This is a genomic window from Geothrix sp. (assembly GCF_049292215.1).
Lineage (GTDB): Bacteria > Acidobacteriota > Holophagae > Holophagales > Holophagaceae > Geothrix.
In genome coordinates, this window is record NZ_JBATQW010000072.1 from 1 (window position 1) to 21003 (window position 21003).

The 21003-nt window shown below is 67.9% G+C and carries 18 protein-coding genes; 6 read left to right on the forward strand and 12 right to left on the reverse strand.

Going from position 1 to position 21003, the window contains the following annotated elements; all coding sequences use genetic code 11:
• The 3 genes from WAS25_RS13170 to WAS25_RS13180 all read right to left on the reverse strand — a co-directional run.
• The coding region (locus WAS25_RS13170; protein ID WP_422312841.1) for a sigma-54-dependent transcriptional regulator at positions 1 to 1141 on the reverse strand (1141 nt) is incomplete at its 3' end.
• A gap of 26 nt (positions 1142 to 1167) precedes the next feature.
• A complete protein-coding gene (locus WAS25_RS13175; RefSeq protein ID WP_422312843.1) occupies positions 1168 to 2535 on the reverse strand; it encodes a type I 3-dehydroquinate dehydratase in 1368 nt (455 codons plus the stop codon).
• Positions 2536 to 2639: 104 nt separating this feature from the next.
• Positions 2640 to 3518: a phosphoribosyltransferase gene (locus WAS25_RS13180; RefSeq protein ID WP_422312845.1), complete on the reverse strand. Its 879-nt coding sequence runs from the start codon at positions 3516 to 3518 to the stop codon at positions 2640 to 2642.
• A gap of 167 nt (positions 3519 to 3685) precedes the next feature.
• Here WAS25_RS13180 and WAS25_RS13185 point away from each other — a divergent pair, with 167 nt between their 5' ends.
• Positions 3686 to 5020: an anaerobic C4-dicarboxylate transporter gene (locus WAS25_RS13185; RefSeq protein ID WP_422312847.1), complete on the forward strand. Its 1335-nt coding sequence runs from the start codon at positions 3686 to 3688 to the stop codon at positions 5018 to 5020.
• A 43-nt stretch (positions 5021 to 5063) separates the two neighbouring features.
• Here WAS25_RS13185 and mazG read toward each other — a convergent pair whose 3' ends face one another.
• The 9 genes from mazG to WAS25_RS13230 form a co-directional block, all read right to left on the reverse strand.
• Complete coding sequence (mazG, locus tag WAS25_RS13190) at positions 5064 to 5846, reverse strand: nucleoside triphosphate pyrophosphohydrolase (protein ID WP_422312849.1); 783 nt, start codon at positions 5844 to 5846, stop codon at positions 5064 to 5066.
• A gap of 19 nt (positions 5847 to 5865) precedes the next feature.
• Complete coding sequence (locus WAS25_RS13195) at positions 5866 to 7812, reverse strand: glutamate ligase domain-containing protein (protein ID WP_422312851.1); 1947 nt, start codon at positions 7810 to 7812, stop codon at positions 5866 to 5868.
• Positions 7809 to 9758, reverse strand: coding sequence for an aconitase family protein (locus WAS25_RS13200; protein ID WP_422312853.1), 1950 nt, complete (start codon positions 9756 to 9758; stop codon positions 7809 to 7811). The genes WAS25_RS13195 and WAS25_RS13200 overlap by 4 nt, the downstream gene beginning before the upstream one ends.
• An 83-nt stretch (positions 9759 to 9841) precedes the next feature.
• Positions 9842 to 10189: a DUF1292 domain-containing protein gene (locus WAS25_RS13205; RefSeq protein ID WP_422312855.1), complete on the reverse strand. Its 348-nt coding sequence runs from the start codon at positions 10187 to 10189 to the stop codon at positions 9842 to 9844.
• A gap of 77 nt (positions 10190 to 10266) precedes the next feature.
• Positions 10267 to 10938, reverse strand: coding sequence for a flagellar basal body P-ring formation chaperone FlgA (flgA, locus tag WAS25_RS13210; RefSeq protein ID WP_422312857.1), 672 nt, complete (start codon positions 10936 to 10938; stop codon positions 10267 to 10269).
• 4 nt (positions 10939 to 10942) lie between these two features.
• Positions 10943 to 11731 (reverse strand): flagellar basal-body rod protein FlgG, encoded by a 789-nt coding sequence (flgG, locus tag WAS25_RS13215; protein WP_422312859.1) that lies wholly within the window; start codon positions 11729 to 11731, stop codon positions 10943 to 10945.
• Between the two features lie 38 nt (positions 11732 to 11769).
• Complete coding sequence (locus tag WAS25_RS13220) at positions 11770 to 12513, reverse strand: flagellar hook-basal body protein (protein WP_422312861.1); 744 nt, start codon at positions 12511 to 12513, stop codon at positions 11770 to 11772.
• Between the two features lie 108 nt (positions 12514 to 12621).
• Entirely contained in the window at positions 12622 to 12825 is a 204-nt protein-coding gene (locus WAS25_RS13225; protein ID WP_285576980.1) for a cold-shock protein, read from the reverse strand.
• Positions 12826 to 12997: 172 nt separating this feature from the next.
• Positions 12998 to 13792 (reverse strand): C40 family peptidase, encoded by a 795-nt coding sequence (locus WAS25_RS13230; RefSeq protein WP_422312865.1) that lies wholly within the window; start codon positions 13790 to 13792, stop codon positions 12998 to 13000.
• Positions 13793 to 13857: 65 nt separating this feature from the next.
• On the opposite strand from WAS25_RS13230, the gene WAS25_RS13235 reads away from it, so the two are divergent.
• The 5 genes from WAS25_RS13235 to WAS25_RS13255 all read left to right on the forward strand — a co-directional run bounded on the left by WAS25_RS13235 (position 13858) and on the right by WAS25_RS13255 (position 20858).
• Positions 13858 to 16434 (forward strand): sigma 54-interacting transcriptional regulator, encoded by a 2577-nt coding sequence (locus WAS25_RS13235; protein WP_422312867.1) that lies wholly within the window; start codon positions 13858 to 13860, stop codon positions 16432 to 16434.
• Positions 16435 to 16671: 237 nt separating this feature from the next.
• Positions 16672 to 17028, forward strand: coding sequence for a putative quinol monooxygenase (locus WAS25_RS13240; RefSeq protein ID WP_422312869.1), 357 nt, complete (start codon positions 16672 to 16674; stop codon positions 17026 to 17028).
• 95 nt (positions 17029 to 17123) lie between these two features.
• The gene (locus WAS25_RS13245; protein ID WP_422312871.1) at positions 17124 to 17795 is read left to right on the forward strand and encodes a hypothetical protein; all 672 of its coding nucleotides are present in this window, start codon (positions 17124 to 17126) and stop codon (positions 17793 to 17795) included.
• A 34-nt stretch (positions 17796 to 17829) separates the two neighbouring features.
• Complete coding sequence (locus WAS25_RS13250; RefSeq protein ID WP_422312873.1) at positions 17830 to 20202, forward strand: M4 family metallopeptidase; 2373 nt, start codon at positions 17830 to 17832, stop codon at positions 20200 to 20202.
• Positions 20203 to 20210: 8 nt separating this feature from the next.
• Positions 20211 to 20858, forward strand: a complete 648-nt coding sequence (locus WAS25_RS13255) for a hypothetical protein (RefSeq protein WP_422312875.1) — start codon at positions 20211 to 20213, stop codon at positions 20856 to 20858.
• The last annotated feature ends 145 nt before the right edge of the window (positions 20859 to 21003 follow it).

A 21003-nucleotide genomic window follows, 5' to 3' on the forward strand; every position in this document is an offset into this window, starting at 1 on the left:
GGTCGGCGCCGGCCTCGCCCAGGGCCCGCAGCAGGAGCTGCGCCTCGGCGGCGTGGGCCACGGCCTTGAGCATGGCTTCGAGCCCGCCCGGTTCAGGCCAGGCCAGGCAGAGGGGCGCTTCCAGCCCGAGGCCCAGTTCCGGGAAGGCTCGGATGGCCCGGCCTTCGGAGAACAGAAAGGTGCGTCCCACCAGCACCTCCAGCTCGCGGACGTTGCCCGGCCAGGCGTGCTCCAGCAACTGGCGCTCGGCGCTGCGCTCCAGCCAGGGGCTGGGGCGCCCCTCCCGCCGGGCGGCCTGCTCCAGCAGTAGGCGGGCCAGGGCCAGCAGGTCTTCGCGGCGTTCCGCCAGGGCGGGCACCCGCAGCTCCAGGGACCCCAGGCGCTCGGCAATCTCCGGCGACAGCAGGCCATCGGCATCAATGCTTCCCATCCAGGCGAGGCGGCGTCCCGCCTCGCCATCCATGGCCCGGGCCAGGGGGCCGGCCGCGGCCGGGGCGAGGTGCTCAAGTCCGCTCAGGAAGAGGCTGCCGCCTGCAAGCAACTGAAGGGTCCGGGGGTCCGGTCCTTCGGGACCCAGGGTCGCGGCTGGAATGCTCAGGTAGGGCGCGGTCGGGTGGCGGAGGGTATGGAGGCGGCGGGCGCTGCGTTCACGCCCAGTGCCGCAGGGCCCCCGGAACACCACCGGCAGCGACGTGGCGGCGGCCTGGCGGAGGGCAGCGTCCAGGGCCTGCATGGCTCCGCTGTGGGCGATCCACGGCTCGGCCGGATCCGGGGGCGGTGCGCCCACCAGGGCCCGCAGGCGATCCAGCAGGGTCAGGAAGGCGTCGAGGTCGAAGGGCTTGGGCAGGAAGTCATCGGCGCCGAGCCGCATGGCCTCAACGATGTCCTTGGGTTCGCCGAAGGCCGACATGAGCACCACGCGCAGGCCCGGATGCAGCAAGCGGGCCCGGCGGATCAGCTCGAGGCCGCTCATGCCGGGCAGCCGCAGATCCGTGACCAGCACCTGGAAGGGCCGGGCCTCCAGGGCCCGCAACGCCGCCTGGGGATCAGCCACGGCCTCGACCTTCCAGACCGAGCCCGCCAGGGCCTGGCTCAACAGGCGCCGGAAGCTGTCCTTGTCCTCGACCAGCAGGAGGTCCATGCGTTGAAATTAACAGCTATCCGGGTTCAACTGGCGCCCCCGCAGCCCTCGATGAACCGCCGGCTCTGGGCCTCGGCCTGGCCCTCGAAGAGGGTTGCACCTCCCACCAGGAGCAGCCCCTCCTCCCTGGCCCAGAGCGCGAAGGCGGTGTCCTCCTTGTAGATCCACTCCACGGCCCAGCGGGCGCTGGGACGGGCAGCCTCCAGCAGCGCCGGGAACGGGATCGGATCCTCCACGGCCATGCCGAGGCTGGTGGCCTGGACGAGGCCCAAAGGTGCGAAGGCGGTGACCGCCTCCGGCCTTGCAGGGGAACGGCGCGAGACATGCAGGACGGGGCGCCCCGCGGCTTCCAGCACGGCGCGGCTGGTGGCGGCCACGCCGCCCTCCCCCAGCAGCAGCACGGGACCCGGCGTCAGGTTCGACAGGGCCTGTCCGAAGGCCTCGGCGTCCGTGTTGGCGCCCTGCCAGGGGGCGCCGGGCGCCCGGCGCCAGAGGGTGTTCAGGGGGCCTTCCAAGCCGAGCGCTTCGGGCAGCGCCAGCTTCAGGGGAGCGGTGATGCTGAGGCCGAGGATGTCCAGGGCATCCAGGGCCTCGACGGCCTCCTCTGCCTCGGCGCAGACAAGGGGCAGGTAGACCAGGTCCTTGAAGGCATATTGGAAGCGCGGGTTATGGAAGGCCGGGCCGCGGGAATGTAGGACGGGATCACCGATGACGCCACAGAGACCATGACCCGGGTGGAGCCTGGCACTGCGCCAGTCCCGCAGGGTGGCCAGGGGCAGCTGCCCCGGCGCCGCCGGGGGACCATCGTCGGGCGCCGCATAAGTGAAAGACCCGCCCCAGGCAGACTGCATGACCCGGCTGGGCAGGCCCTTGGGGCCCATGAGGAAGGCCGCGAGGCGCACGCCGTGGTTCCGGGCCCAGGCCAGGGGCGCGCGCAGGCGGCCGTTGTCGCACAGTCGGCCGGCCCAGCCCACCCACTTGAAGGCTTCGCCTTCGGGCAGGTCGCGGAGCCTCGTCTCCAGGTCGAAGACGCCGGGACCGACATGGATGGAGCGCAGCAGCCGCACATGGGTGCGGGCCGCCTGGATGTCGGGTGGAATGGGCAGGTCCCACTCCAGGTCCAGCCAGTGCGGTTTGCCCTTGAGGGCCTTCACTAGATGGGCGATCCGCCCGGCTTCGTCGTCATCGGGCCAGCGCCCACCCTCGGCGACCCGTCGGCAGGTCACCAGGCAGCGGCGCTTCAGGGCATCCACCAGGGCTTCGGGATCCGCATCCGGAAAGAGGTCGAGCCGGAGCTCCGGGAGGGCGTCGTCACCCAGGCGCTTGCCGCAGGCCAAGGCCTGCTCCCACTCGGGGTGGGTGAGGGTCACCAGATGGTAGGGGAGCGGGTTCAAGGTCGGCATCCAGAAAGGGCCATCCTAACGCGCCGGACCGCTCCGCCTAGCGCAAGCCAGCAACCGGGGTGGCCAATCCTGACTCGCGGTGGGAGGTCCAGGGGTCAGTCGTGCCAGGAACGGCCGACGAAGTCGGGCTTGCACGGCGAAAGGGCGTGCCTCAGCACACTGGCTGTGTAGGACTCCTGGAAGAAGGGCTGGAGCGTCTCCGAGAATTTCGTGAGCGTGGTGCCCTTGGCGACATCCTCGTCGAAGAGCAGCACGGGGCCCGCCTTGTAGGGCTCCAGGAAGGCCAGATCGCTGGGCGCGAGGATGGGGCTCGTGTCCTGGCGCTTGAACATGGAGAAACGGATGAAGTAGAGGGGAGTGTTCAGCAGGTTCGCCAGGACGAGGCCCGAGAGAATGGAACCGTGCGCGGCGCCCACGATCAGGGCCGGTGACACGTGCTTCTGGATGTGGTCCGCCAGATCCGTGATCTTCGCGGGGTTCGAGGCGCGCCAGGTGTATTTGTCCTTGGTGCTGGTGTAGATGAATCCGGAGATGACCTCCGGCAGGTTTCGGATGTAGACATCCAGGCGCTCCACCGCCTCGGGTTCGAGGGCATAGAGCCCTCGGGCGGTCTCGATGGAAGCGATGAAGAACTCGTTCGTATGCTCGACCATACGGGTCGGATAGGTGGCCTTGAACCGGGTGGCCTCACTGACCTCGAAGTAGTAGGTCGGATGCAACGGCAGGCCCTGCTCCACGCACACCTTGAAATTGAGTGAGATGTTCACCAGGGCCGGGGCCAGCAGGTAGAGGGCGATGCAATCGTCCCAGTAGCCCGGAGGCATGGTGGCGGGAGAAGCCAGGGCCTCATGCCTGCCCGCCAGGATGCCGGGAAGGAGGGCCTTGATCCGGGCGAGGATCTCCTCGTACGGCGCTTCGAAGGCCATGGATTCAGGTGGATTGTCCCAATCGGAGTAGATGAGGCGGTGCAACACGTGGCCATCCTACCCCTGATTCCTCAGCTCCACCTGATGGGCGGCGCTGCCGAGCCAACCATAACCAACTAAAAAAACCAAGCAGCTTGGCGTTTGATTACCTTTGAGTCTGGTACGATTCCCCATCTCAGACCGGGCCGGGCCTGGTTTTCAAAGGAGAGTCGATCATGTCCCCCGCCATGATGTTCTGGATCCAATTCGTCCTTGTGCTTGGCGCCATCCTCATCGGCATCCGCAAGGGCGGCGTCGCCCTGGGCCTCATCGGGGGCTTGGGCGTGGCCGTCCTGGTGCTCTGTTTCCGCGTGGCGCCCGGCACCCCACCCATCGACGTGATGCTCATCATCCTCGCGGTGGTGACCGCCTCGGCCACCCTGCAGGTGGCAGGCGGCCTCGACTATCTGGTGCAGCTCACGGAGCGCCTGCTCCGGGCCCACCCGAAATACGTCACCATCCTGGCCCCGCTCTCGACCTTCCTCCTCACGGTCTGTGTGGGCACGGGGCACGCCGTCTATGCCCTGCTTCCGGTGATCTCCGACGTTGCCTTGAAGACCCGCATCCGACCCGAGCGCCCCATGGCGATCTCCAGCGTGGCCTCCCAGATGGGCATCACGGCCAGTCCCGTGGCCGCCGCCGTCACCACCTTTCTGGCCATGGCCGCCAAGAACGGTCACCCCGTGGGCCTCTTCGACATCATCCGCATCACCCTGCCCGCCGGCATCATCGGCGTACTGGTCGCTGCCGCCTGGAGCTTCAACCGCGGCAAAGAGCTGGACCAGGACCCCGAGTTCGCCGAGCGCATGAAGGATCCCGAGTTCGCCAAGGCCCTGGACGCCAACGTGACCACCCTGGGCATGGAGATCCCCTTCACGGCCAAGCTCTCCGTGGGCCTCTTCTTCGCCGGCGTGCTGACCATCATCCTCATCGCCATGAAGCCCGGCCTGCTACCCCTGGTGAACGGCAAGGTGGTGCCCATGACCACCGTGGTGCAGATCATCATGCTGGCCTTCGGCTCCTTCATCCTCTTCGCCACCAAGGTGAAGGCTCCGGACATCGCCCGCTCCAGCGTCTTCATCGCCGGCATGATCGCCGTCGTCTCCATCTTCGGCATCGCCTGGATGAGCGAGACCTTCATCAAGGCCAACGAGGGCTACCTCATCGCCAACATCAAGACCATGGTGCAGGCCGCCCCCTGGACCTTCGCCATCGCCATGTTCTGCGTGTCCGCCTTCGTGAAGAGCCAGGCCGCCACGCTCACCATCATGCTGCCCTTCGGCTACGCCCTGGGACTGCCCACGCCCCTGCTGCTGAGCCTCATCCCGGCCAGCTACGCCTACTTCTTCTTCGCCTTCTACCCCAGCGACCTGGCCGCCATCAACATGGACCGCACCGGCACCACGCGGATCGGCAAATACCTCCTCAACCACAGCTTCATGCTCCCCGGGCTCATCGGCGTCGGCACCTCCACGCTGGTCGCCTACGGCCTGTCGAAGATCATCGGTTAGGCAGCACCTGCGCCACGAAGCCCTGCCTCCGGGCGGGGCTTCGTCATTTCCGCTTCGCGGCCTGCCAAGTGGCTTCCATCTCGTCAAGGGTGCGCCGCTCCCAACCGCCAGCAGTCCGTGCATCGTCCTCCACGGCCTGGAAGCGCCCCTTGAATCGGATCATCTGGCGGCGCAGCGCCGCATCGGGATCAACGCCCTTCTTGCGTGCCCACTGCATGAGGCTGAAGAGCACGTCGCCGAACTCCTCCTCCACCCGCACGGGATCGGACTCGGCCTGCAGCTCCGCGATCTCCTCCTTCACTTTGTCCAGCACCCCTTCCATATCCGGCCACTCGAAGCCCACCTTGGCGCAGCGACGGCCGATCTCCAGGGCCTCGTCCATGGGCGACAGGGTGGCGGGGATGCCCTCCAAGAGGCGGGGCTCGGTGCCTTCTGTGAGGCCCTTCTCCTCGCGCTTGATGGCCGCCCAGTTCGTGAGCACCGCATCAGCCCCGTCCACCGCCACCTCGGCGAAGACATGGGGGTGCCGCCGCACCAGCTTCTCCACCACCGCAGCTTCAACCTCGTGGATGTCCCAGGCGCCGCGATCCGACGCCAGCTGGGCATGAAAGGCGATCTGCAGCCAGAGGTCGCCCAGTTCCTCGCAGAGGTGGGCCTCAGCGGCTTCGTCGAAAGGCCTGTGGGCTGCCAGGGCCTCCAGCACCTCCGCCGCCTCTTCCCGCAGGTAGCGGGCCAGGGTCTGGTGATCCTGCTTCAGATCCCAGGGACAGCCCGACTCCGGCTTGCGGAGCGCGGCCATGACAGCGCGGAGGGTGACGGGTTCCATGGCTTGAGGGTACCGCGAGTCAGCGATCGGTGGAGGGAAGGGCCGCCAAGATGGCCTTCGCGAGGTCGGTCAGGGAGGGATCCCGCGCCCCCATCACGAGAATGAGGTCGCCCGGCTTCGCCTCGGCCGCCAGCCGCGCCACCAGCCACTCCCGCGTGGGCGCGAGCTCAGCGACGACTCTGTGGGCCCGGAGGTCCCCGATCAAGTCAGCGGAGCTGATGTCCCGGGCGGCGGTGCCGCCGGCGTAGAACACCTCCAGGAACCAGAGCCGGTCGGCCGGCGCGAGCTCGGCGGCGAAGGCCGCCACGAAATCCGCGCGCAGGAACTTCAGCGGCCCGAAGCCGTGGGGCTGGAAGACCGCCAGCACACGGCCGCCCTCCCGCACCCGCAAGTGGGCGGCCTGGATCGAAGCCGCCACCTTGGCGGGGTTGTGGCCGAAGTCGTCCACCACCGTGATCCCTCGGGCGTTACCCAGCACCTGGAAGCGGCGTGCCACGCCCTGGAAGGTGGCCAGGGGGCCCACCATGTCCGCCAGGGACACGCCCAGGGCCTCGCAGGCCGAGATGGCCGCCAGGGCGTTCTCCAAGTTGTGCCGGCCCGGCACGGGCAGGCGGAAGGCCACGTCACGCAGGGTGAAGCGAGAACCCTCCCCGTCGAGCGCAAGATTCTCCGCGCGCAGGTCCGCCCCTTCACCGAAGCCGAATACCGACGCATCCCCGGCGAACTCGCACAGGTTCTCGGCCTCGCCCACCACTGCACCCTCGCGCAGCTGGGAGCGGAAGGTGCGGAACATCTCCGCCACGGCCGCCATCTCCTTGTGGTCCCGCTGCAGGTTGAGGATCACGCCCAGGGCCGGGTGGTAGCGCACCACGGAGCCGTCGCTCTCGTCGGCCTCGATGACCAACAGATCCGACGCGCCCGCCCAGGCGTTGCCCCAGCGACCCTTGCGCTGCAGGGCCACCAGCTCGCCGCCGGTGATGATGGAGGGATCGCGGCCGGCGCCTCGCAGGATCTCGAAGGTCATGGCCACGGTGGTGGACTTGCCGCTGGTGCCCGTGACGGCCACGGTTCGATACCGCGCCACCAGGTGCGCCAGCAGCTCGGAGCGGTGCAGCACGGGCACGCCCAGGCGCTGCGCCGCCGCGACATCCGGCACTTCCTCCTCCACGGCCGTGGACACTATCAAGGCGGCACAGTCCCCCTCCAGTCCGGAACCATCCTGGGGTGTGATCATCACGCCCAGGGCCTCGAGGTGGCCCCTGGCCTCGGGCCGCTGGCCGCGATCGAAGCTGCGGTCGCTGCCGCTGGCCCGGCCCCCCTTCATGGCCAGGAACTGGGCGAGGGCGCTCATGCCGCTGCCCGCCACTCCTGCGAAGTGGAGGCGGCCCAGGCCGAAGGCATCCCCTTCCAAGCCCTCGGCGATGAGGAGGGGATCGCCCTCGGCCACGAGGTCGAAGAGCTCGGCCACAGCGGCATTCGCCAGGCGCACGCAGCCATGGGAGACCGGCGTGCCCAGCTGCCCCTCCTGGTTTGTGCCGTGCAGGTAGATGAAGCGCGCCCGGGAATCGCGGCCGGCACCACGGTTCCAACCCTCCTCCAGGCCATCCAGAGTCAGCACGCGAGTGAGGATGAGGTCCTCGTCCAGCACCTCCCCCCGCCAGATCTGGCCCGTGGCCATGCGGCTGCGGAACACGCTGCCGAGCTCGGCCCCTGCGCCGATGCTGGCGTGGATGCGGTGCCAGCCCGTGGGCGTGCGGTACGAGTCCTGCTCGCAGCCCAGGCCATTCTTCGCCGTGGAGATGACCGCCTCAAAGACCAGGCGACCGCCCAGAAGGAGGCCGAGGTGCTGGCGGGCGGTATCCACCACCAGCACTTCCGAGCTGGGATCCAGGGCGGGAGCACCTTGACGAGCCTGGTTGGCCAGGATGAGAGCGCGATAGCGGGCGGCGTGGACGGGATCGATCACGCGTCGGCGCCCACGATGCGCCCTGCCAGGGCGCTAGCAGCCACGGTGGCGGGGCTGGCCAGCCACATCTGGCCGGGGCCGCTGCGGCCGGGGAAGTTGCGGTTGATGGCGCTGATGGTCACCTGGTCCGGGCTGGTGGACACGCCCGGTCCAGCATTGATGCAGGCGCCGCAGGAGCTGCCCAGCACCGTGGCGCCCACGGCCTCGAAGGCCGCCATCCAACCCTGGGCGATGGCGTGGCACCGCACGTCCTCGCTGCCGCATTGCACGAAGAACTGCACGCCTTCCGGTACCCGGCGCCCCTCGGCTGCGGCCTTCCGCACCACCTCGTAGGCCCGGTGGAGGTCCTCGCGCTTGCCCCCGGTGCAGCTGCCCAGGTAGGCGATGTGGATGGGCACGGCCCCGTCGAGGTCGGCCAGAGCCATACCATTGCCGGGATCGCCAGGGCGGGCCAGCATGGGGCCCAGGGCCGGGCAGTCCACTTCCAGGGCGTGGGCATACTCCGCACCCTCGTCCCCATGCATCCAGGTTTCCAGCACCAGGTCCGCGCCGCGGCGCTCGCTAATGAACCGGACCGTCTCCGCGTCCGGGGCGATGAGCCCCGTGAAGCCGCCGATCTCCGCGGCCATGTTGGTGAGGGTGGCGCGCTCATCGGTATCGAGGTCCAGCAGGCCCTCACCCTGGTACTCGATGACGTGGCCGATGGCGCCGCCCTCACGGATGAGGGGCTGGGCCAGGAGGTGCAGGACCACGTCCTTGGCGGACACGCCTGGCCGCAGGTGGCCGCTCAGCCGCACCCGCAGGGTGGGCGGCACGGTGACACGCACGTCCCCCGTAACCCAGGCGCAGGCGATGTCCGTGGTGCCAACACCGAAAGCGAGGCAGCCCAGGGCCCCGGCGTGGGGCGTGTGCGAATCTGTGCCCACCACCAACTGACCTGGGACCGCGTAGCGTTCCGCCATGATCGAGTGGCAGATGCCCTCGCTGCCGGAGCCATCCGGCAGCTCGCCGTGGAGGCGGATGCCATGCCGTCCGCAGAAGGCCTCCTGGGCTGGCTTCAGCCGCTCCGCCACTGTGAGTAGGCCCATGGCGCGGTGTTCGGCCTTCATGCTCTGGTGCAGGAAGGTCAGGTGGTCCCGGAAGGCCAGGATGCTGGCCGGATCACGCAGGGTGACCTCCGTCCCCAGCGCCTGCTCCAGGAACCGGGCGGCCATGGGGGTCACGTATTCGTGGCTGAAGCGCCAGTCGGCCTGCACGAAGAGGCCGTCCCCGGGCCGCACGGCGGGCAGCCCCACTTTCCCGGCGCCGGCATCCACCACTGCGTGCCGGGCCAGCAGCTTCTCGGCGTAGGTCATGGGTCGAAGCGAGTGGGCAGGTAGCGGCGGTGCCACCTCGCCCGCCAGCCGGGCGGCGTTGTAGGCGAAGAGTCCACCCCGGCGCACGATCTCGGCGGTGACCTCGTCCAGGCCCGCCGTGAACTCCGCCAAGGGAATGGCCTCGCCCCGCCGGAGCCGCGGAATTAGACCGAAGTCCGTGCTGGTGAGCAGGCCCAGGTTCTGGGCGTTCTGGCGGTAGATGCGCTCGAAGCTCTCGGCAAGCACCAGGCGGATGCCCGCGCACAGTTCCGCATAGGGGCTGGCCTCGCGGCTGCTGCCCTTGCCCCGGCGCTTGCCGGCCACACTCACGGCGAAGCCGCCGGCGCGCACCGAGCCCTCCTTCACTGGGAAGACCTCGCCGCACTTTAGGCCCAGGTAAGGGAAGTCGCCCAGCTTCTCGTCGAAGTGGTAGCAGATGAAGGCCGGGGTGATCTCATCCGTACTGATCTGGTCCCGAAGGGGGCCGGTGGCGTCTGGATCGAGATCCTCTCCTGCCAACTGGCGGAGGACTCTCTCTGGATCCTCCGTCAAAAAGAGGAGACGGCCATCGAGGCGGATCGGATCGGACAACATGGTTCCAGAGTACCGGGTTCCTGCCAGACGCACGAAGACCCCCAACCGGGGGCCTTCGTGCGATACATGGGGGTTCCGGCTCAGTCCTTCTCTTCCTCGGCCTTGAGCTTGGCTTCCTGCTCGTCGAGGTGCTTCATGAGGCGCTCGGCCAGCTCCTCGTCATCGAGGGGCGTGAACATGTCGTCCTTGACCTCGAAGATCTCCAGGCTCAGGCCCTCCTCAGGATCCGCAGTGCCCTCCTCCTGGGCCTGCAGCTCGGCCAGGGGCGCGAGGATGGCGAAGTTGCGGCCCTCGAACTCGAGCTCTTCCAGGATCGCGAACTCTTCCTTTTCGCCATTCTCGTCTTCGAGCTCAACGACTTCGATTTCGAAGGAATCGTCGTGTTCGTGGTTGCAGTCTGGTCCGTGTTCGTGACCCTCGTGAGCCATGGGCTCCTCCTTGCGCAAGGGACCAGAATACGGTCGAATCCCTGTCCGGCCAAGGAAAGATCCTGTGAGAACCGTCGCTATTGCAGCCGCGCCTCACCGGGTCCCGTGACCACGGCCGTCACCTGGCGGCGGGCGCCCGGGGCCTCGAGCCGCACCCGATCGCCCAGGCCGGCCCGGCTGCGGGCCGTGGTGTCCAAGCTGATGGTCAGGGTCTCGTGAGAGGCCGTCAGGCGGACCTTGTCCCCGGACTGGACCAGGGGGATGGCCTCCAGGTCGCCCCGGGTCAGGATCTTGCCGGACGGCATCGCGCGCATGAGGCGCTGGCCTTCAGGAATCTCCGTCAGGGCGCCTTCGGGCGGCACGCCCTCGAAGGGGCTGGGCTCCACGCGCTCCGCGGTCAATTCTGTCTGGCGTGGCAGGTCGCCCTTGGCGCGGAGGACCGACCCCACCCAGCTGCCATCCAGGTCCACCCGGGTCATGCCCACCCGGTCGCCATCCACCTTGATGGCCACCACGACGAAGAAGTGGCCCACGGGCTCCCGTTTGCTGAGGTGGGAGGCCTCGAAGCTGAGGTTCCCGGGCCGGGTCGCTGGCACGCGGGGTGGCTGGGCCACCTTGAAGCTGTGCTCGCCGCCCAGCTTGGCGGCCTCGACCTTGGCGAAGGCCAGGGCTGCGTCCGCCAGCCGCTCGGCGGGCGGAACCTGGGCCACGAGGGCCAGCGGAAGGAGGAACAGCCAGGCGGCGCGCATGGGGCTACCGCTTGAGGTTGTTCACGAGGCTGAGCATGTTGTCCACGGTCTGGATGGTCTTCGAGTTCGCCTCGTAGGCCCGCTGGCCGATGATCATGTTCACCATCTCCTCGGCCACGTCCACGTTGGAGACTTCCAGGAAGCCCTGGTTGATGGTGCCCAGGCCGTCCGTGCCCGGCGTGCCGTCGATGGCCTCGCCGCTGGCCAGGGTGGGCTGCACGAGGTTGCGGCCCAGCTGGTTCAGGCCCGTGGGGTTCACGAAGTGCGAGATGGTGATCTGGCCCACCTGCTGGGGTTGGGTCTGGCCGGTCTGGGTGACGCTGACGGTGCCGTCCGGCGCAATGGTCACGCTCAGGGTGTCCTGGGGGATGGTGATCTGGGGATCCAGCAGGTAGCCCGCCGCGTTCACCAGGGCGCCGTTCTGGTCCGTCGTGAAGCTGCCGTCGCGGGTGTAGGCGAGGGTGCCGTCCGGCGTGGTCACGCGGAAGAAGCCGTCGCCTTCGATGGCCATGTCGAAGCGGTTGGTGGTCTGCCGCATGTTGCCGGTGCTGTATTGCCGCATGAGGCTCTGCAGCTTGGCGCCGTGGCCCAGCTGGATGCCCGCGGGGATGGTGGTGCTGGTGCTAGAGCTGGAGCCGGCCAGGTTCACCGTCTGGTAGAGCAGATCCTGGAACTCCGCCCGGGCCTTCTTGAAGCCCGTGGTGTTCACGTTCGCCAGGTTGTTGGAGATGGTGTCCATGTTGAACTGTTGGACATTCATGCCCGCCGCTGCCGACCACATTGCACGCATCATGGGAACCTCCTGATTGATTCGCTGAAGAAGACCGAGGGCTAGCGGCTGATGGCCACGTCGTTGATGGAACGGGAATCCAGGTCATTGGTAAGGGTGGAGGCCACCTTCAGGCTCATCTCGTAGAGCCGGTTCAGGCGGATCATCTCGACCATGGTGGAGGCCGAATCCACGGCGCTCTGCTCGAGGTGGCCCTGGGTCAGGGTCCCCTTCACCGGCGCCTCCTTGGCGCCCGTGGGGTCGAAGCGCAGTGCCCCGGCCCGCTTCAGGGCGCCGGGCTTCTCGTAGGCCTTCAGGTCCAGCTGGCCGAGCACCTGTTCCTTCTGGGAGACCGACCCGTCCACCGAGATGGAGACGAGGCCATTCTTGGGATCCACCTTGATGGGCTGGCCATTTTTGCCGAGTAATGGGCTGCCATCGGCGGCTTGGAGTTGCCCATCCACACCCATCTGCACGCGACCATCCCGGGTGACCCGGATGCCGGCGGGGGTCTGGACCGTCAGGAAGGCGTTGCCCTCGATGGCCAGGTCCAGGGGCCGCCCCGTGGCCCGCAGGTTGCCCTGTTCGGTGACCACGCCGGTCTCGGCGAAGACCACGCCATCATTGAGGTAGCCGCTCAGGGGCAGCCTGCGCCCGCTACCGGCCGCCTTGTTGAACACGGCGAAGAAGGCCTGGTCGGGCTTGTAGCCCACCGTGGCCGCGTTCGCCAGGTTGTTGGCCACCACCTCGAGCTGGAAGGCACGGGCCTTCAGGCTGCCAGCGGCGACATAGTATCCAGGATCCATTGGGCACCTCTCGCCCAGCCAGCGGCCGGGACAAGGGGACTACCGCCAAAGGGATGCCAAAAAAATCGGCCCTCCGATGGGAGGGCCGATTTCTGTGAACGGTAGGGACTAGATCTTGGTGACGTTGGTCGCCTGGGGGCCCTTCTGGCCCTGTCCCACGTTGAAGCTGACGCGCTGATTCTCATCCAGGGTACGGAAACCCGTGGTTTCGATCGCGGAGTGATGCACGAACAGGTCCGCACCACCCTCGTCGGGGGTGATGAATCCGAAACCCTTTTCGGCGTTGAACCACTTGACGGTGCCTTGAGCCATGATTTTTCCTGCTTTCTTCGTCCTGGATATGAATGCGATGTCCCTTCCAGGCGAGGCAGCAGCGCTTTTTTCTGCCCGTACAACAGACGGGCAATTCACAGTCTAGGGCTTTTCTGTAGTCAATTTTCAAAAAATCGACTGATGCTCAAAATAAATTCCTAACGGCCATTCCCTACAAGTAGGTCCTGGCACCCACGAAGGCCTTTTGGAAATAGCGCTCCGACAACTCATCCTGCCGGATGCTCTGCCCGGGTCGCGGAGCGTGGATGAAGGCCCCCTCCCCTAAATACACCCCCACATGGCTGATGCGACCTCCGCCGCCCGTGGCGAAGAAGAGGAGGTCTCCCGGCCGGGCCGAGTCGAGGTCCACGGGGCTGCCCGCGTCGAACTGGGCCTGGGAGGAGCGAGGCAGGCGCAGGCCGTTCAGGCGATAGACGGCGCCGGTGAGGCCGCTGCAGTCGAAGCCCCGCTCGGTGGTGCCACCAAATAGATAGGGCACGCCCAGGTAGCCCCGGGCCGACTCCACCAGACTGGCCCGGAGGCCCCGCTCATCCAGTGGGCGGAGGCGGATTGGACCACCGGCCCCCGGCGCCGAGCCATCCGGGGCCACCACCCAGAAGGCCTCGATGACGCCGGCGGCCTTCAGTGCCTCGCCCCGGGCCCGGGCCTGCTCCTTGGTGGCAAAGTCGCCGAAGCGCACCCGGTAGAGGCCATCGCCCGAGGCGTAGTAGGCCGCCTCCTGTCCTTGAGCCTGGAGCGATTGCGAAAAGCGCGCCGCGTTCTCCACCTTGGCGAAGGCCCCCGCCTGCAGGGTGAAGCCGAGGCGCGGCAGGGTCCTCTGGACCGGCGATCTTGAAATCTGGCGCTCCAGCACGGGGCGCGGCCTGGAACAGCCAGGCAGCAGCCATAGCCCCGCCGCCAGCAGGGGGGCCAGCCTCGCCAATCGCCACGATCCAGTGGATGACATCCAGGCATCCTACCAAACCGAGCGGAGCCACGGTGGGCCGTGGGACCTCGGCTACCATCGAGGTCATGCCTTGCTTGAGCCGCTATGCCTGGTTGACGAAGTGGGCGCGGGCCGCCTCCGCGGTGGCGCTGGCCCTGGCTCCAGCCCTGGCCGAAACCGGGCGCGGGGAGACCACCAGGGGACCCCGGAAGACCGCCGTGGTGCTCTACTCCCTCCCGCAGGACGTGCCGGGTCTGCGCGAGCTGAGCAGCGCCATCACGGAGGGGCTCCAGAAGGACTCACCCGATCCGCTCGATGTCTACAGCGAGTACACCGGCCTGGACCGCTTCGCCAGCCCCACCTACGACGCGAGCCTCCTCACCCTCTACAACGAGAAGTACGCCGCCCGGAAAGTGGATCTGCTGGTGGTGGTGGGCCCCACAGCTCTGGAGTTCGTGCTCTCGAAGAAGTTCCTCCCTGATACGCCGATCGTGACCTGCTATATCGCCAGGCGATTCGTGGAGGCGGCCCGCCTACGGCGGCCCGGCCTCACGGGCGCCCTGCCCGCGAACAATGCCCCCCGCACCATCGACCTGATGCTGGCGATGTACCCACAGACCCGCCGCATCCAGGTGGTGCTCGGAGCCAGCGACTATGAGCGCAACCAGGCCGAGATGGGCCGCATCATCTTCAATTCCTTCTCGGGCCGCGTCGGCCTCGATTACCTGAACGACCTCACCCTCGAGCAGATCCAGGTGAAAGTGAAGGCCCTGCGCGATGACGAGCTGGTGCTGTTCGGCAGCCTCCTGAAGGATGCCGGGGGACGGGAGTTCTACACCAACGAGGCCCTGTCCGCCATCTCCGCCGCCAGTCGACGGCCGGTCTTCGGCCTGCTCACCGAGGACCTTGGCGACGGCATCCTTGGCGGTGTCCTCCTGAGCATGGAGCTTTCCGGCCGGGATGCCGCCCAGCTGGGCCGGCGCGTCCTCCAAGGCGAGTCCGCCGCGGCCATCCCCCTGGTCGCCGATGCGGGCATGGCCCCCATGTTCGACTGGCGCCAGGTGAAGCGCTGGGGCCTCCGGGAGAGCCACCTGCCCCCCGGCACCCTCCTGCGCTTCAAGAAAGTGAGCCTCTGGGACGCCTACTGGAAGGAGATCAGCCTGGGCCTGGGCATCATCCTCATCGAGACCCTGCTGGTGACGGGACTGATCCTCCAACTGCGGCGCCGGAAGCGCATCGAGCGGGCGCTGGCCGATGCCGAGACCCGCTACCGCACTGTGGCGGACTTCACCCACGATTGGGAGTTCTGGCAGCGACCCGATGGTGGCTTTGACTATCTGTCACCGGCCTGTGAGCGGGTGAGCGGCTTCGCGCCGGAAGCCTTCCGGACTGATCCAGCCCTGCTCGCCGAGCTGGTAGTGGAGGAGGACCGGGCAGCCTGGAACGAGCACCAGGCCGAGGCCTTGGCCGCCACCGAGCCCGCCTCCCTCGAATACCGGATCCGCAACCAGGTCGGCGAGATCCGCTGGGTGGAGCAGACGAACAACCCGGTGCGCCTCGACGGCGGCCACTCCGCCGGCACCCGGGGTAGCATCCGCGACATCACGGCCCGCAAGGAGGGTGAGCTGGAGCTGAAGCAGGCCTACCAGGAGATCGGAGTCCTCAAGGACCAGCTCGAGGCCGAGAACACCTACTACCGGGAGAAGATCCAGGCCGTGGAGGGCTCCAGCGAGCTGGTGGGCCAGAGCGACCCCATGAAATACCTGCTCTTCCGCATCCGGCAGGTGGCACCTTCGGAGACCACCGTGCTCATCCAGGGCGAGACGGGCACGGGCAAGGAGCTGGTGGCCGAGGCCATCCACCACCTCGGTCCGCGCAAGGACCGCACCCTGGTCAAGGTCAACTGCGCCGCCCTGCCCCCGGGCCTGGCCGAGAGCGAGCTGTTCGGCCACGAGCGGGGCGCCTTCACTGGCGCCCAGGCCCTGCGGAAGGGCCGCTTCGAGCTGGCGGACGGCGCCACCCTCTTCCTGGATGAGGTGGGCGAGCTATCCCCGGATGTGCAGGCCAAGCTGCTTCGGGTGCTCCAGGACGGCCAGTACCAGCGGGTGGGCGGCACGCGCACCCTGCAGGCCGACGTGCGAGTGGTGGCCGCCACCAACCGGGACCTGGCCAAGGAGGTGGCCAAGGGCCGCTTCCGTGAGGACCTCTGGTACCGCCTCAATGTCTTTCCCATCTCGGTACCCCCTCTCCGCCAGCGCAAGGAGGACATCCCCATGCTGGCCCAGTTCTTCCTGGACCGGTTCTGCCAGAAGCTGGGGCGCAGCCCCCTGGACCTGCCGCGCTCCGTGGTCCAGGCCCTGCAGGCCTACGGCTGGCCCGGCAATGTCCGAGAGCTCCAGAACCTCATCGAGCAGGCGGTGCTGGTCTCAGAGGGTCCCATGCTGCGCCTGCCGGACCGCCTGGGGCCCGCCCCCTCGGGCCCGGTCGGCTCCGGCCTCCTCCCGGGCCTGGTCGAGGTGGAGCGGGAGCACATCATCAAGGTCCTGGACGCCACCAACTGGAAGGTGGAGGGCGCCAGGGGCGCGGCCGACATCCTGGGGCTGGCCCCCAGCACCCTAAGATCCCGGATGCAGAAGCTGGGAATCGAGCGCCGGGAGGACTGACCTCCCCGCCCCCGGGTAACGGGATTGAGTCGGCCCTTTCGTGGGCCTAATTTTCCACGACATGCCGTGGGCCACGAAATTTCGTGGGCTTATGCTGGTCCTCGTCCGGGCCCACATGGGCCGACTCATCCCTCAAATAGATATCAACAGAGGATTTGTGATCCGGCCAAGGCTAGCGATCTCGCTGGCACTGGCCTTGCGCTGAGATGGGAGTTCACCGAGAGGAAAACCCGGCCCATGAAACCCAGCCCCAAGTCCAGCGTCAAGGTCATGAGTGCCCTTCTGACCGCCCGCCCCGAGAAGCAGGGGGAGTTCCTCCAGACCCTCCAGAGCCTGAAGCTCGAGATCCGGCAGCAGGCCGGCTGCCTGGAGTGCACCATCGGCCAGGAGGCCTCGGGCGGGCCTGAGTTCTTCATCTTCATGGTCTGGAAGGACCTGGCCCACCTGGAGGCCCACCTGGACTCCGAGGCCTTCCGCATTCTCCTGGGGGCCACCAGCGTGCTCACTTCCCCTGCGGGCTTCCGCTTCATCGCAGCGGACTCCGCCTTCTCGTCCCAGGGCTTCCTGGGGCGGAGCCGCCGGGTCGCCAGCTAGCCCACCTTCACCTCCGCTCCGTTCCACCTGGTTTCCTTTTCCATCTTCGCTCCGGGATCACCCAAACCGCCGGGGCCACTTTCAAGAGGACAGCGATGCGCAAGCTCGGCTTTCTGATCTCGGGGCTGCTGCTCAGCCTCACCCTCGCCTGCGGCGGGGGGAGCCACACGACTCCGGCACCCGTCCCGCCCGCCGCGGCCACAGGCTTGGCCTATACCGACCCCACGGGCACCGGCTGGCGGCTGGTCAAGGATGCCCACTCCACGCCCTCTCGCCTGCTGCTCAACCTTGTGGGCCCCTCCGGGCTCCACACCCGCGGCGCCGGCTTCAACTTGAAGGCGCCCGATGCCATCCGCTTCGGCGCCTTCACCGAGTCGGGCTTCCCCATCAAGGATCTGGGTGCCTACGAGCTCTGGAACACCAATCCCTGGCCCGGCGATGGTTCCGTGGCGGTGGGTTCGGACCCCCTGGAACCCCGGCTCATCGCAGGCGGCGTCAAGGCCGGCAACCTGCTCACGGTGGGCATCTTTCAGAAGGATCGCCGGGCCACCGCCAAGGACTCGGGCCAGCCCCTCTGCCAGATCGCCCTGGAATACGACGCCGCCGCGAACCTGAAGGTGGGCGACACCCTTCCCCTTGCCATCACCAAGGCCAAGCACATGGCCGAGGACATCGGAGCCTTTGCCATCTCGCCAACCCTGGAGATGGCCAGCAAGGCCCAGCTGGTGGACATGACCATCGCGGTGGGGTCCCTCCGTGCGAACTAAGCATCCTTCCTCCCCTTCCGTCCAAGGAGCCCCCATGCACGGCACCCTTCCCCGCCCGCTGACGGCCCTGGTCTTCGCCCTCGCCCTGGGCGCCGGCCTCTCCGCGGCCCAGCCAGTTCCGGCCAGCGCTCGGGCCTACCATGTGGCCCAGCAGCCCAGGCGCGTGACCCTCGCCCAGGGGCAGCTCATGAGCCTGCGCCCCAGCCTGGGCCTCAGTGACCGCGAGGCCTTCGTCCCCGTGCATGCCTTCACCAACGCCGAAGGCGAGGCCGTCGTCCGCCTCGACCACACCTTCGACGGCCACCGGGTGGTCGGCAGCCAGGCCATCGCCAAGGTCCCCCTGGGCGGTGCGATCCAAACCTTCACCCATCACCTCCAGGGCAACCTGAAGGTGGCCGCCGAGCCCACCCTGTCGGCCGAGAAGGCCACGGCCATCGCCCTGCGCCACCTGGACCCCAAGGGCGTCATGAAGGACGCGCCCCGGGTGGAACGGGTCGTCTTCCCATCCCAGTTTCTCGGCGGCGTGGCCACCACCGTCGACCCCGAGACCGGCCGCACGGTGGTGGACCGCAAGCTCACCGTGCTCCCCAAGCTGGCCGAGCCCTTCGTCTGGGCCTACGAGGTGAAGACCCGCCTGCAGAACGAGCAGGATGGCCTGAAGCAGCTCACCTACTACATCGACGGCCGCAGCGGCAAGATCCTGCGGGTGAATGATGCCATCGAGCGCCAGGCCGTCACGCCCGCCACGGGCACCGGCAAGGGCTACTACAACGGCACGGTCTCCATCCCCACCAGCCTGATGCTGGACGGCACCTACGCCATGTATGACCCCACCCGCGGCACCCTGCCGAACCCCAACCTCCAGTGGTTCACTCCGGATGAGTCGGGCTGGAGCGCCACTGGCCTGCAGGCCTGGTACGAGCAGAACGATGCCGAAGGCAACAACACCTGGATGTCCTACCTGTTCCAGGGCAACACCGAGAACACCTGGGGTGACGGGCTCCCCTTCACCGCCTATGGCGCGGAAGGCGGCACCAACGGCCAGACCGCTGGTGTGGATGTCATGTACGCCATGACCGCCACCTGGGACTTCTACAAGAACGTGCTGGGCCTGGATGGCGTCGATGGCAAGGGCACCACGATCTATGCCCAGGTGGGCATGACCGGCAGCTGGTACCGGAACAACGCCGCCTGGGATTCCTGGGCCATGGGCCTCTTCCTCGGCACCGGCACTCCTGGGGGCTATGGCTCCTTCACGGAGTTCGACGTGGTGGCCCACGAGATGACTCACGGCGTGACCTCCACCACGGCCAAGTTTGTGAACGCCGCCGGGTACGAGGAGGCCGGCTTGAACGAAGCCACTTCGGACTTCTTCGCCCAGATGGCCAAGGCCTACGCCTCCGCCGAGCCGGGCAGTAGCGTCCCGGAGACCGGCACGGATTGGCGCATCGGCTTCAAGGTGGGCAATGGCACCCCCGTCCGCTGGATGGACAAGCCCAGCAAGGATCAGCGCAGCGCGGACGGCTGGTACGACGGCCTCAGCTACCTGGACGGCCACTTCTCCGCGGGGGTCCTGAACCGCGCCCTCTACTTCCTGGCCCACGGCGCCTCCAGCACGCCGGGCGCCGACGACTACAGCCCCTACCTGCCCCAGGGCATGAAGGGCATCGGCAACGACAAGGCGGCCCGCATCTGGTTCAAGACCGTGACCGAGCGCCTCTACAGTGGCGGCGTGGGTCAGGTCACCTTCCTGGATGCCCGTGAACAGGCCATCAAGGTGGCCCTCGAGCTCTACGGCGAGAGTGCCGGCGGCTACGGCATGGACAGCGAGACCTCCCATGCCGTCGAGAACGCCTTCGCGGCGGTGAATGTGGGCCGCGCCTATGGCGAAGGGCCCCGCACCCAGGTGCGCTTCGCGGACTGGAGGGATCACGACTGGATCTCCCGGAACCACTCCTCGGACATCGGCTACGAACACAAGCAGTTCCTCCCCATCGGCGAGACGGTGCGTCCCCGCATCACCGTGCTGAACAACCCCAACACCGCCGTCACCTGGACCCTGGGCGGCCCCTCCATGTATAACGGCGCCTCCTCCTACACCCACAAGGGCGGGGTGATCAACGCCGACGGCAGCTGGACCACCCCCTTCAACCTAGGCTGGTACGCCATCACCGCCACCAGCCAGGCCGACCCCAGGCAGTTCGCAGAAGGCCGCTGCTTCCTCGTGAACCTCGACACAGACGGGGACAACGAGCAGGACGCCGTGGACCTCGGCTGCATCGCCTTCTCCTGGTATCTGACCAACGGGCTCAACCCAGCCCATTCCATGTTCAACGCGCCCTGGGTGGACGACAGCGACGTCGCCACCTTCGTGGACGCCATGAAGGCCACCTGGTGGGTCAAGTGAGGAACTCCATGCGCATCCGAACCCTTTCGCTCCTCTCCCCCTCCCTGGCGCTCCTCCTGGGCCTGGCCTGCGGCGGCGGCTCCCACTCCGCGGCTCCGGCTCCCGCGCCCGCCCCGAACCCCGCCCAGGGCCTCACCTACACGAACCCCACCGGCAGCGGCTGGCGCCTGGTGAAGGATCCCTCCTCCACAACCACGAAGATCGTGCTCAACCTCGTCGGTCCCGCCGGGCTCAAGACCCGGGGCGTGGGCTTCAACCTCCAGGCGCCCGCCGGGGTGACCTTCGCGGCCTTCAGCGACGGGCTGCCCATCCACGACACGGGCGTCTACCAGCTGCAAGCCCTGGGTTCCACCGATCCCAGCGAGCCACTGGCCATCACCGGCGGCGTCAAGAAGGGAAACCTGCTCTCCGTGGGCATCTACCAGAAGGACCGGGACCAGGCCGCCCAGGATTCGGGCGTGGCCCTCTGTCAGATCGCGCTGCAGTTCGATGCCGCAGCCGGCCTGAAGGCCGGAACCGCCCTGACCCTCTCGATCCCCAAGGCCAAGGCCATCCCCGAGGACATCGGCGCCACGACCGATGACCTGTGGACCCTCGACAAGAAGATGCGCATGACGGACCTCTCCATCGCCGTCGGCACCCTCACCGCCAACTGACCGATCCCGGACCCCAAGGAGTTTCCATGTCTCGATCATTCATGCGTCCGGTGCCGGCCCTGGTCTTCACCCTCGCCGCAGGAGCCGCGCCCCTGGCCGCGGTCCAGCCCACCCTCGCCCCGGCCCAGGTCGCGGCCCTCAAGGC

Coding starts and splice junctions, on each gene's coding strand:
- WAS25_RS13240 (WP_422312869.1), top strand. CDS start 16,672: ATGAAACCCAGCCCCAAGTCCAGCGTCAAGGTCATGAGTGCCCTTCTG.
- WAS25_RS13230 (WP_422312865.1), bottom strand. CDS start 13,792: ATGTCATCCACTGGATCGTGGCGATTGGCGAGGCTGGCCCCCCTGCTG.
- WAS25_RS13225 (WP_285576980.1), bottom strand. CDS start 12,825: ATGGCTCAAGGCACCGTCAAGTGGTTCAACGCCGAAAAGGGTTTCGGA.
- flgA (WP_422312857.1), bottom strand. CDS start 10,938: ATGCGCGCCGCCTGGCTGTTCCTCCTTCCGCTGGCCCTCGTGGCCCAG.
- WAS25_RS13250 (WP_422312873.1), top strand. CDS start 17,830: ATGCACGGCACCCTTCCCCGCCCGCTGACGGCCCTGGTCTTCGCCCTC.
- WAS25_RS13220 (WP_422312861.1), bottom strand. CDS start 12,513: ATGGATCCTGGATACTATGTCGCCGCTGGCAGCCTGAAGGCCCGTGCC.
- WAS25_RS13185 (WP_422312847.1), top strand. CDS start 3,686: ATGTCCCCCGCCATGATGTTCTGGATCCAATTCGTCCTTGTGCTTGGC.
- WAS25_RS13235 (WP_422312867.1), top strand. CDS start 13,858: ATGCCTTGCTTGAGCCGCTATGCCTGGTTGACGAAGTGGGCGCGGGCC.
- WAS25_RS13255 (WP_422312875.1), top strand. CDS start 20,211: ATGCGCATCCGAACCCTTTCGCTCCTCTCCCCCTCCCTGGCGCTCCTC.
- mazG (WP_422312849.1), bottom strand. CDS start 5,846: ATGGAACCCGTCACCCTCCGCGCTGTCATGGCCGCGCTCCGCAAGCCG.
- WAS25_RS13205 (WP_422312855.1), bottom strand. CDS start 10,189: ATGGCTCACGAGGGTCACGAACACGGACCAGACTGCAACCACGAACAC.
- WAS25_RS13245 (WP_422312871.1), top strand. CDS start 17,124: ATGCGCAAGCTCGGCTTTCTGATCTCGGGGCTGCTGCTCAGCCTCACC.
- flgG (WP_422312859.1), bottom strand. CDS start 11,731: ATGATGCGTGCAATGTGGTCGGCAGCGGCGGGCATGAATGTCCAACAG.